This is a genomic window from Microbacterium sp. AK031, from assembly GCF_024807145.1.
Classification (GTDB): domain Bacteria; phylum Actinomycetota; class Actinomycetes; order Actinomycetales; family Microbacteriaceae; genus Microbacterium.
The window spans coordinates 84,811-96,803 of the sequence record NZ_JANUCA010000010.1 but is presented as its reverse complement, the minus strand read 5'-3'; the positions used below and the strand labels follow the sequence as shown (position 1 = coordinate 96,803).

Sequence of the window (11,993 nt, the reverse complement as noted above, 5' to 3'; positions counted from 1 at the left end):
CCTGGGTCTTCTGCCTTGTAACTGCGCCCGAACGGGCCTCTTCATCCTACCGAAGGGGTGTGCGGATGCCGTCGGCCCCCGCGTTGTGGCGGAACGACGACTCCAAGGCTGGCGGAAAAGGCACGGCAATTGACTCTCCGGCTGATCGACGGTCTCGGTGGTCGCTGCGAGGATCGGATCATGCCAGAAGCACCGATCCGGCCCACACCGCGCGTGACGAAAGACGCTGTGTCGAATGGCGCTGTGCCGCGATCGGGCGGATCGCTCATCCTCATCGCCGCTCTCGTCACCGTCGTGCTGTGGGCGTCCGCGTTCATCGGCATCCGCGGCGCCGGTCCGCACTTCGACCCCGGTGCGCTGGCTCTGCTGCGCATGGCGGTGGGCAGCGCCGCGTTGGCGATCATCGCTCTCCGGCACGGCATCCACATGCCTGAGCGCCGCCACTGGCTGCTGGTGATCGTGTGGGGAGTCGGCTGGTTCTGCATCTACAACCTGGCGCTGAACAGCGCCGAGCGCACGCTCGACGCCGGCACCGCCGCGATGGTCGTGAATCTCGCGCCTCTCATGGTGGTCGTCTTCAGCGGCCTGTTCCTGCGCGAAGGCTTCCCCAAGCCGCTGCTGATCGGCGCTCCGATCGCCTTCCTCGGTGTGGTGCTGATCGGGATGAACTCGTCGACCAGCGCCGGCCTCGACATCACCGGTCTGCTGCTCGCCGTGCTCGCCGCCGTGATGTACGCGGGGTGCACGCTGGTGCAGAAGCATCTGCTCACCTCAGGCGTCGACGCGACGACGCTGACCTGGCTCGGAGCGATTGCGGGCACCGTCGCTCTGCTGCCGTGGGCGGGCCGCCTGGTCACCGATCTGCAGACCGCGCCGCTGGATGCGACCCTCTGGGTCGTCTACCTGGGCATCTTCCCGACCGCGATCGCGTTCACCACCTGGGCATACGTGCTGCAACGCAGCACAGCCGGTCAGACCTCGGCGACGACGTACGTCGTACCGGCGATCGCGATCCTGATGTCGTGGATGATCCTCGGCGAAGTGCCGACGCCGATGATGTTCATCGGCGGAGCGCTCTGCCTGCTCGGCGTTCTCGTCACCCGGATGCGGTGGCACCGCGGGCGCTGAGCGGCCTGGCGATCCTACTTCGACAGCCCGGCACGCGCACGCGCCTTGGCGACCTGATCTCGGCGGGCCTCGATGATCTGCCCGAACTCGGCCGCGGTGGCCGGTCTCTGATTGATCAACCCGTCGAGCACTTCGACCGGCACCCACATGATCGTGGTCATGCCCGAAGCGAGACATGTCACGAGCTGCGGCTGACGCGCGAGTGCGGTCGACGCGATGTACTCCCCCGCGTCCGCGTCGCCGACCTCGATCCGTCCGGCCTCTTCGGTGTCGAGCACCATCTGCACAGAGCCCTCAACTATAAATCCGACCTTCTCGAGCATGTCCCCCTTGCGCACTATCGTTTCACCCATGCCGAACCGCTCGAGAGTCGCGGCAGCATCAACGGCCTCGCGCTGCTCGGTTGTGAACTGCAGCGCGCTCTCGACCGTCTCAAGCGCCCTCTTGCGACTTTCTGGTTCCTGCAAGGGGTCGGTGGTGTCACCGTTGTAGCCGAGCGCGCGCCGCCTGGCGCCGTACCAGAGCCAGGCGAGGAAGAGGCTCGTCGCGCGCGCCTCATCGGCCGCCGTCTCAAGCGGGAGCGAGACCGAATACGCCGCCCCGCCGTGGTAAGCGCCGCGCGGATGAGCATTCGGCGCAAGCATAGGCAGCGAACTCGCGACATCGGTCAGCAGTGCGATCACCTCGTGCGGCGGATCATCGGTCGTGAACTCGACGTCGACCGAAGCGTTGTAGATGCTTCCCGAACGGCTCTTGTTGAGGATCACACCGTCCGCCAGCGCCGCGTTGGGCACTATCTGCATGCCGTTCGCGGTCTGCACGTGCACAGATCGCCAATTGATGTCGATGACGCGCCCCGATGCACCGCCGCCCTCGATGGAATCTCCGATCTTGAAGGGCGACTCGAACAGGAGGAGGAGCCCCGAAAAGATGCCCCCCGCCGCCTTCTGCAAAGCGAGGCCGAGCACGATCGACCCGAAGCCCAGACCGGTCCAGATCGCGCCGACATCCGCGCCCCACACGAACTGCAGCAGAAGTGCCACACCGATGATGACGAGGAAGACGCGCGCGAGCTCGACGAAGATGTTCGGCACCCGACGCTGCCACGAGGCTTCCGTGTCCATACCCTTGCGACGGAACATCGCCACGTTGAACGCCGAAAGCACGAGAAGTACGACCAGCGTTCCCAGGATCGTCGCGACGATCCTCAGCCAGACGTTGCCTGCATCGGACTGGAGAGCGAAGGCGAGGAGAACGAACAGGGCCGCGAAGGGGAGCACCCAGTTGCGTAGGAAGCGCACCGGCTTCGCCGCTGCGGAACCGCGCCGGTTGAGCTCGTGAAGCACCTCACTCGTGATGACGAGCAGCAGCGGCAGTCCGACCGCCAGTCCAAGGGCCCACCAGCCCCACCCTTCCTCGAAGGGGTTGGCGATGCCGCTCATCCGATCACCCGCCACACCGCCTGCTCGGTGCCGTCCACTTCGAGAGTGCCGACCTGCTCGAATCCGACGGTCTCCTGCAGCCGGCCATGCACGGCGTCGCTGACGTAGACACCGGGCTCCGTGGTGACCGTACGTACACGCTGCGACAGGTTCACGGCGTCCCCCCACAGGTCGTAGGCGAGACTGGCGCGCGATACAACGCCACTGGTCACTGTTCCGGAGTCGACGCCGGCACGCAGATCGATCGAAGCTCCGTGCTGGTCGTTGAACCGTCCGACGGCCGCACGCATCTCGCGCGCGAACTGCACTGCTCGGCGCACGGCATCCACGCGCGGCACCATCAGTCCGCTTGAGGCGAGGTAGCCTCCGCGGAGCGTACGCACGCTCTCGACTCCCGTCTTCTTCGCCGCCTCGTCGAACAGACGCATGAGCTCATTGAGCGCGGTGATCTCCTCCTGCTCGGAGAGATCACGCGCATAGTCGTCGAAATCGGTGAGCTCGGCAAACATGACCGAGACGTTCTTATGCGACTGCGCGATAGCGTCCTCGCCCGCGCGATAGCGCTCAGCCACTTCCTCAGGCATGAGCGTGCGCATGATCCGATCGTTCTCGGCCTTCTCCTCCTCGAGGAGCTGCTGCTTGAACTGCAAGCTCTCGGCCATGTCGTTGAACGCGCTGCCGAGGTCGCCCACCTCGTCTCGTCCGGTGACCGGCGCGCGCACGGCGTAGTCGCCGGCAGCCACCTCTCGAACGGCGCCGGCCAGCCTTCGGATCGGTCGTGAGAAAGTCTGCGCCAGCAGAAGCGCGGCCAGACTGACGAGAAGCAGCAGCGCGAGAGCGGACAGGATGAGGTTGCGGGTGAACTCGTTGACCGCCGCGTAGGCCTCGCTCGTGTCAGAACGGGCGACGATCACCCAGTCCAAGTCTCCGATCTGCAGCGGCTGATACGCCGAGACGCTCTCGCCTCCCAGGTAGTCGCGGTTCACGGTGACCCCCGATTCGCCACGCTGCGCCGCTTCGACCGCCGAGGACACGATCGGTTGAAGCAGAATGCTTCCGCCATGCTCCTGCATCTGGTCAACCGTCGCCGTCGCCGTCCCGGCCGAGCGGGAGCGTCGTGCGAACTCCTCCGGATCGTCAAGCAGCAGTCGGGAGTTGCTGCGCATCAGATCATCGGTACCCACCAGGTAGACCTCGCCGGTGTCGCCGAAGCCCTGCTCTTCCCACTCGCCGCCGGCTGTCGTGAGATCGTTGATGGTCGCCATCGGCACCTGAACGATGAGCGCGCCGTAGATCCCGTCGGCATCGGCGATCGAGGAGACGACCCACATGTTCGGCCTGTTCTCGGAAGGCTGCCAGCGCTCGAAATCCGTGGTTATCACAACGGATGAGGATCCGGAGGTCATGACGCGCTGGAACGCGTCGGTGAGAAGAGAGTTTGCGTACGCGCCTTCAGTCAGGCTGATTCCGAGGTCCTCGCCTTTGTAAGCGGAGTAGACGATATCGCCGTGCTCATTCGCGACCAGCAGATCCTGGTATCCGAGAGACTCGATCGCACTCTTGTAGATGTGCTGGTACTGCGCGTTCAGTCGCGAGTACGTGCTGCCGTCCCCCGGATCGGTTATCGCGAGACGTTCCGCCGATTCGGCGGTGGAGGCCGTGTAGACGGATTGCAGGTACTTACCGGCGTCGGTGTGCGGGAGCAACGACACCTTGTCGAAGTCTGCTCCAGAGCGCTCCTCAAGTGCGGGTATGAACACGTCATCGTAGAAGGCACCGAGCGCCTGTTCGCGTTCGGGTGCGAGTGGCTGCGCCTCCAGCTCGTCCCATGCGGCATCGAACTGCTTGGTGGACTCGATGACCGATTCGCGTTCAGACAATGCGACGACGTACTGCTGAAGCGCGGTGAGGGACTGCTCGATCTCGTGCGCACGCATCTCACGGATCGAGGTCATGTGAGCCTGCGTCGCTTGCAGTAGGGACTGGCGTCCGTTCACCACGCCGATGATGCCGACGACGAGCGCTGTGATGAGTGCGGTGACGAGCATCATGAGAAGCAGCTTTGACTGGATGCTGATGCCGAATCGTCGCGGCGAACGCAATCTCTCTGCGCGGGTCTGCTCGACCGCCTCTTGGATCTCCGACATGCCGGCCTCCTCCCGAACCCCCGTGGCGTCGCAACCACACAGAGATATTCCTACCGCATCGGGATGACTCTTATCGAGCATCCGATTTACTGCGCGGGCGATTCCGATTCATTGCGCCGGCGATTCGTCTCCGACAGACTGAAAAAATGCGCCATGCTGACTCTCCCCCAAGAACTTCCGCACGTCGTCGCTCGCACGGAAGACGCGGAAGAGATGTCACGACTCTGGTCGTTGCCGCCGCGCTGAGCCTCGCGATCGCCCCGGCGGCCTCAGCCGCGACGACGACCGCGTGGGGCTCGTGGGATCCGCTCTCCGGCACGGGCGGGAATTACACGTCCTCCATGACGCTCGCGGGGCAGCCGGAATTGACCGCGACGATCACGAGCGACTCGCTCGGCGGGGGTGGGATCGGCGTCATCTCCGGTGCCTCGACGTGGCTCTCCGAGGGCACGCCGATCGGCGCGAAGTACGGATCCAGCCGCAACCAGCCCTATCTGAACCTCCGCCCGCAGGCGAACAACGCGACCTCCCCCTCCACCACGACGTACACGTTCGACACTCCTGCTCCGGCCTCCGGTTGGGCCTTCGCGCTCGGTGACATCGACGCCGACTCGCTGCGCATCTCGGGCACCACTGCGACGGGCGCCGCGCTCACCGCCGCGGATCTCGGCTTCCAGGACGCATTCAACTACTGCGCCCCCGGCGTCGGCGTCGGTATGTCGTGCGCCGGATACGTCGGCGACGTGCCCACGTGGGACCCGGCGACGCTCACGCTCATGGGAAATCCGACGGCAGCGGACACCGCTGGTGCGGCGGCATGGTTCGAGCCGACCGTGTCGATCAGCACGCTCACCTTCGAGTACTCCCAGCGCTCCGGCTTCCCGATCTACCAGACCTGGTTCGCGTCGATGGCGCGGGACATCACCGGTACGGTCACCGACGTGGAAGACGGACCGCTCGATGGCGTCACTCTCTCGCTCACCGATGCGAACGGCGCAGTCGTTGCCACCACGACCACGTCCGGTGGCGGTCTCTACTCCTTCCCCGGATTCTTCGCGACCGACGGGTACCAGGTCACGGCCACCCCGCCGCCCGGCAAGGTCGGAGTGGTCGCGACCGGAACCGCTGACCTGCGCACGGCAGACGCTGTGGTCGACCTCACGGTGCGCGACATCGCCTCGCTGGACGGCACCGTGACTGCGGCCGGCTCCGGGATCGGTGGCGTCACGGTCACCGCGACCGGCCCGGGCGGCGCCCTCACGACCACGACTGCGGCCGACGGCACGTACTCGTTTCCCCTGATCGGAGACGGCACGTACGACGTCGCGATCACCGTGCCCGCGGGCACGGTGGCCGTCACACCGGCGACGAGGAACGAGACCGTGGCGGGAACAGACCTCACTGCCGTCGACTTCGAGCTGGCCAGGCTCGGGTCAATCTCCGGGACGATCACGGACTCCGCCGGCGATCCGCTCGACGGCGTGACCGTTTCGCTGGACGGCCCCGCGGGCACGGCCACCACGACGAGCGGGCCCGACGGAACGTATTCGGTCGGTGACCTCCTGCCCGGCACGTACGAGATCTCGGTCGTCGCCCCGGACGGCTACACGGTCGACGGGCCCGCGGTCGTGACCGCGACGATCACAGCATCCGGTGACGTCATCGTGGATCGCGACTTCGCGCTGATCGCCGACGCGATCGTGCCTGTGGATCCGGTGGATCCGCCCGCCCCCACGGTTCCACCCGCCGGGCAGGCACCCGGCAGCAGTGGATCCGGTCCGCTCGCCGTGACCGGTGCCGACAGCACGCCACTCATCACCGGCGCGGTGATCGCCCTGGTCACCGGAGTTCTGCTGCTCGTGGTCAGGCGCCGACGCATCGGCGCGTGAGCACGACGCACGCCGTCGGACTCGTTCCCGTCGAGGTCGTCAGCGCGCACAGATCAGCGTGCGGATGAGCGCCCACGCGAATACCGCGGCAACCGACGCACTCTCGCAGCGACATCGGATGGGTCGTAGTCTGAGTACCATGCGCATCGCTTCTCCCCATCGACGCGCGAAGAGCATCCGCAACGTTTCGCGGTTGATACTGTCGGCATTTCTCTGCGCGCTGATCGCGGTTGCCGCCTCGGTGGCCCCATGGACGGCCGTACCGGCACAAGCGATGACGCAGGTCCGACAAGCGTCGGGATACCCCGGGGAACAGGTCACCATCGTGATCCGCAACGATAGTGTCGGACCGCCCTTCTCTCCCTGGGCGGTGAATGCACCGGCTGGGACCAGCATCGTATCGGCGAGTGGAACCGCCGCATCCGGGGCGGGATCATTTTCATGCAATGGCTCCGCGGCGTCGGTCGTGTGCGGGCCGTCGGGCGCAGGCGGCTGGGCGTCGGGCAACCTCGTCACGGTCGTGCTGCAGATCGACGCCGGAGCCGCCGCCGACGTCACCTCCGGCACGTCTGACATTGCCGGAAGTGAAAGCGGCTCGTATTCGATCACCGTGCTCGCACCGCCTGCCCCGGAGATCACTGCACCGGCCGACGGAGTGCGCACGCTGGACACGCAACCGGCGACCACCGGTACCAAACGAGCCGGACACAGTACGAACGTATTCGTCGATGGTGCGCAGACGTGCGCGATCGCGGCCGATGCCGGGACGACGTGGTCGTGCACGCCCTCGACGCCCTTGGCGATCGGCCTTCACGTCATCACCGCGACCCAGACCAGCCCCGCCGGAGATATCTCGCCGACGTCTGCTGCGGTTTCAGTCGAGGTGCTGAAGCCGGCCGCGCTCACCGTCACCCACGCCGGAGCGACCACAACGCCGCCCGCGGTCGTTGTGGATCGCATCGTCAGCGTCGCCAATGGCGGTCCGGGCGCTGCGGAAGCAGTCAGCGCATCCGTTGACCTCGGAGGGTTCCCCGCAATCTCCTGCACGGTCGCCGGCGTCGACACCGACTGCGCGATTCTTCCCGGAGGCGTCGCGCTCGGAGACCTGGCCTCCTCGGCGGCCGTCGAGATCCGAGCAACCGGCATTGTTCCCACCGGGACGGCGGAAGGCACCGCCTTCACGCTCACCGCGTCCGCGGACTCGATCAACGACGCGGCGTCACCGGTCACAGCATCCGACACGCTCACCGTCGTCGCCCCCGCACCGCCGACCATCTCCCGGCCGGCCGTGGGAAGCTCGACGACCGACCGCACGCCCGCGATCGGCGGCACTGCGCTCCCCGGCGCAGGGGTGACCGTCAGCGATGCACCCGGTGTCGTGTGCCAGACGACCACTGACGCCTCGGGCAACTGGAGTTGCTCGCCTTACCGTGCGTTCGGCGTCGGGGGCGTCGCCCTCACTGCGGTACAGAGCATGGGTGGCCTGACGTCCGATCCCAGCACCACGCATCGGTTCACAGTCGCCGCCGTTCCCGTCCGACCGCCGCCGCCTCCGCCTACGAACATCACAGAGCCGCCTCAGACGACGTTCCCGCCGGCCGCGCCGAGGCCGCTTCCTTCACCTGAGGAGACAGCACCGCCCACTGCGCGTGAGGAGACAGCGCCGCCCACGACCATCGAACCGGATCGTGCTCCGGTGCCGTTGTCGCTGTCCTTCGCGGGTGACGAGATACAGCCCGGGACGGTGTCGACGCTGCGGGGTACGATCGGTCCTGTCTCCGGAGACGAGCCGGTCGAGATCTCGGTCTCGGGACGCGTCAACCAGGGCATGGTCTATCGACTGGTGCGGATTCTGGTCGACGACGCGGACACGGAGTCCTGCGTCACCGAGACCCGTTCGTTCTCATGCACGGTCGTACTGCAGCCGGGCGAGCGCGCACAGATCGAAGTGCGACTCTTCGCGGATGCCCTCAACGCACCCGATCGGGCGATCCAGCAGGTGTCGCTGAACACCGGCGACGGCTCCGGCGACAACACCCGCACCGTGACCACCGCCATCGCGTCCGACGACAGCGACACCGATGAATGGAAAGCCGCGTTCACTCTCGACATGTCGACGCTCGAGGGCGCTTTCCTCCCTCTCACCGCCATGCTTCTGCTCGCACTCGCCGCATCCGTGGCCGAACGACGTCGACCTTGACCCCTATCTGGAGCCGATCCATGACTGACATCGCACCCAAGAAACGCCGCAACCCCGCGCCGATCATCCTTGCCGTCGTCGGCGTCGTTCTCGTCGTGTACTACGTGGTCGTGTCATTCTCGGGGGTGCTGGACGCGAACACCGAGGTTCCCATCAGCGGCGACAACGAGACCTCCGACAGCAATTACCTGACGCTTCGGATGTCCACGCAAGACATCGATCTGACGAACCGCGTGGTCCAGGCGAAGGTCATCCCCATTCCGCATGGCTCGCTCCTCGGAGACAAGTCCGGCGAGATCTCCCGCAACCTGCGCATCGAGGTCTCCAGCGGAGGCATCACCACTTCTGTGGTGACCTTCCCCGGAGAGTCGATCGTCGACCCGACGTCGCTGACGCTCTCGCTCGAGCGCGGAGACAGCGCCTACCCGTTCGACACTCCCTACGCCGACTTCCAGCTCAGCGTGCAGGACGACGAGACGGGACGCGCGGTGCCGTTCGTCATCGAGCTCAACAACTCCGCACGGCCCTGGGTGCTCGCCGGACATCGTGGCGCCGACATCGCCGAAGGCGAACGCACGCTGGTGCCGGTGACCATCGACGGATCGCGCGACCTGCTCAGCATCACCCTGGTGAGTTTCTACGTCCTCGCGATCCTTCTCACTACCCTCATGGCCGTCGTGATCATCGGCAGCGCGATCATCCGGCGCAAGCTCGAGTTCTCGAACGTCATCTGGCTGTCTGCGACGCTGCTGTCGTTCCCGGCGCTGCGCGGCTCGATGCCGGGCGCTCCTCCCATCGGCACCGCGATGGACTTCATCGTGCTCTTCCCCTGCCTCGTACTCATCGCCGGGATGCTGCTGTGGACCGGCATCTACATGCTATGGAGAGAGAGCTCCGTTCTTCGCCAGCGCACATTGGAGGAGGAGGAGGCGGCCGCCGCCGCTGCAAGTGCAGCTTCTGCGGCCGATTGAGACATCATGAGCGACATACTCGCTACAGTGATCGCGGAGGAAACATGAACAAATGGTGGCCATATGCGCGTCTCGCCGCAGCGGTGCTCGGACTCGCGGCGATCATCGCGCAACTGACACGCACGATTCAGAACGCCGTCGAGGCAGATACCGCATGGGGCGGCCATCTACCTACGGTAGCCGTGAACTTCCTCAGCTTCTTCACCATCGAATCGAATCTGATCGCCGCGGTCGTCCTCGTGATCGGCGCGAGTTGGGCGTGGACGAGCGCACGCGGAGCAGAGCGTGAACCTCGCTGGTTCGCTGTGCTTCTCGTCTGCGCGAGCACGTACATGATCGTCACCGGGATCGTCTACAACCTGCTGCTTCGAAACGTCGAACTTCCCCAGGGCGTCACGGTCCTCTGGGCGAACGAGGTTCTCCACGTCGTCTTCCCCCTGTTCCTGCTGGCAGATGTGCTGTTCGCCCCGAAGCGACGAGCGCTGCCGTGGAGCACGGTTCCCATCGCCGCGATCTTCCCGATCGCCTGGGCCGTCTACACGCTGGTCCGCGCGAACATGATCATCGCGCCGGCAACGGGTGAGTCCTGGTGGTACCCGTATCCCTTCCTCAACCCGCACATCGTCCCCGGCGGGTATCTCGGTGTCTCCGGGTACATCGTCGGGATCGCGGCCGTGATCATCGCAGTCGCGGCTCTCGTCGTCTGGGTCGGCCACCGCCGCACCCGCTCCCCCGGACTTTCTGACGCGATCTTCGAGTCGGGCGCGGCTCAGCGGGCGTCCGCCCTGGAGTGAGAACGGTTCGCGTGATCGATATGGTGTCGGCGTGGATGGATCGGAGCCGACAACCGCGGTGAGCGCCCGGCGTCGCGACCTTGGCTGCTTGTGAGCACCGCGGCGCTGGTGATCCGTCGCCCCTGCTCCACCCGCATCAGGATCCTGTCCAGCTGCACGCTCTCGTTGTCCGGGCAGCCGGGGGCACCCGAATATGCGGCTCCTACATCCAGTCCGGGTCGGATGCTGCGATTACGCTGGTCCTTGGGGGAGATCGGATCGCCGTTCCCCCGGGCAAGCGAGGAGACAGTGATGAACGAATCCAACGCCACCGCTTCCGGGGCTGCCTCCCCACCGCCGCCCCCGCGGCCCCCAGCCCCAACCCCCGCGACTGCGGCTCCGTCAGTTGCACCGGCTCCGTCCGCGGCTCCCGCAGCGCACTCCGAATCCGCACCCACAGAGGCGGAGATGACGCGTGCCGCGAACGTGCTCCGGGTCATCTCCAACGCGTATTCCGCCAAGATGGTCGGCCAGGAGCGGCTGCGCACCAGCCTGCTGGTCTCGCTCATCGCCGGCGGCCACATCCTGCTCGAGAGCGTGCCTGGCCTTGCGAAGACCACGGCCGCGAGCACCCTGGCCGACACCGTGAAAGCCAGCTTCAAGCGCATCCAGTGCACGCCCGACCTGCTGCCGAGTGACATCACCGGCAACCAGATATACGACGCGCACGCCGGCTCGTTCCGCACAGTCCTGGGCCCCGTGCACGCGAACTTCGTACTGCTCGACGAGATCAACCGCTCGAGCGCGAAGACGCAGTCGGCCATGCTCGAGGCGATGCAGGAGCATCAGACCACGATCGGCGGAGAGGTGCACCATCTGCCGAAGCCGTTCCTCGTGATCGCCACACAGAACCCCATCGAGCAGGAGGGCACCTACGAGCTGCCCGAGGCGCAGATGGACCGCTTCCTGCTCAAGGAGATCGTCGAGTACCCGAGCCCTTCCGACGAGTTCGAGATCCTCCGGCGCATCGACTCCGGCGTGCTCGACCCGGACCGGCATGTCGCCAGCGCCGTCACCCTCGAAGACGTGCAGCTGCTGCAGGGTGTCGCGAGCCGCATCTATGTCGACGCCGCGATCCGCAACTACATCGTGTCGATCGCCTACGTGACGCGAAACCCCGGTCCTTATATAGGAGAGGAACGCGCACGCTACATCAAGTACGGTGCGAGCCCCCGCGCCAGCATCGCCTTCCTGCAAGCATCGCGCGCACTGGCCTTGCTCAACGGCCGCTCGCACGTCCTCCCGGAAGACATCCGCACCCTCCGACACGTCATCCTCCGTCACCGCGTGCTGCTCACGTTCGAGGCGGATGCTGAGGGCATCCGCAGCGAGGAGATCATCGACCAGATCTTCGCCGCCGTGCCGACGCCGTAGTCGCCCTTC

General features: G+C 66.1%; 8 protein-coding genes. 6 read left to right on the top strand and 2 right to left on the bottom strand.

Translation table 11 applies throughout. The features are described from left to right. Positions 1–180 precede the first annotated feature (180 nt). The gene (locus tag HDC95_RS16255; protein WP_259064705.1) at positions 181–1,128 is read left to right on the top strand and encodes a DMT family transporter; all 948 of its coding nucleotides are present in this window, start codon (positions 181–183) and stop codon (positions 1,126–1,128) included. A gap of 14 nt (positions 1,129–1,142) precedes the next feature. Here HDC95_RS16255 and HDC95_RS16250 read toward each other — a convergent pair whose 3' ends face one another. Together HDC95_RS16250 and HDC95_RS16245 are read right to left on the bottom strand one after the other, a co-directional pair. Next, a complete protein-coding gene (locus tag HDC95_RS16250; protein ID WP_259064704.1) occupies positions 1,143–2,570 on the bottom strand; it encodes a mechanosensitive ion channel family protein in 1,428 nt (475 codons plus the stop codon). Beyond that, positions 2,567–4,717, bottom strand: coding sequence for an adenylate/guanylate cyclase domain-containing protein (locus tag HDC95_RS16245; protein ID WP_259064703.1), 2,151 nt, complete (start codon positions 4,715–4,717; stop codon positions 2,567–2,569). Before HDC95_RS16245 ends, HDC95_RS16250 begins: the two co-directional genes overlap by 4 nt. Before the next feature lie 146 nt (positions 4,718–4,863). On the opposite strand from HDC95_RS16245, the gene HDC95_RS16240 reads away from it, so the two are divergent. The 5 genes from HDC95_RS16240 to HDC95_RS16220 all read left to right on the top strand — a co-directional run bounded on the left by HDC95_RS16240 (position 4,864) and on the right by HDC95_RS16220 (position 11,984). Beyond that, complete coding sequence (locus tag HDC95_RS16240) at positions 4,864–6,606, top strand: collagen binding domain-containing protein (RefSeq protein ID WP_259064702.1); 1,743 nt, start codon at positions 4,864–4,866, stop codon at positions 6,604–6,606. Between the two features lie 466 nt (positions 6,607–7,072). Next, positions 7,073–8,806 carry an Ig-like domain-containing protein gene (locus HDC95_RS16850; protein WP_310503272.1) on the top strand — a complete coding sequence of 578 codons (1,734 nt, stop codon included), beginning with the start codon at positions 7,073–7,075 and terminating at the stop codon, positions 8,804–8,806. 20 nt (positions 8,807–8,826) lie between these two features. After that, complete coding sequence (locus tag HDC95_RS16230) at positions 8,827–9,777, top strand: DUF4436 domain-containing protein (protein WP_259064701.1); 951 nt, start codon at positions 8,827–8,829, stop codon at positions 9,775–9,777. A gap of 44 nt (positions 9,778–9,821) precedes the next feature. After that, positions 9,822–10,571 carry a Pr6Pr family membrane protein gene (locus tag HDC95_RS16225; protein ID WP_259064700.1) on the top strand — a complete coding sequence of 250 codons (750 nt, stop codon included), beginning with the start codon at positions 9,822–9,824 and terminating at the stop codon, positions 10,569–10,571. 447 nt (positions 10,572–11,018) lie between these two features. Then, a complete protein-coding gene (locus HDC95_RS16220; RefSeq protein WP_259064699.1) occupies positions 11,019–11,984 on the top strand; it encodes a MoxR family ATPase in 966 nt (321 codons plus the stop codon). Positions 11,985–11,993: the final 9 nt, after the last annotated feature.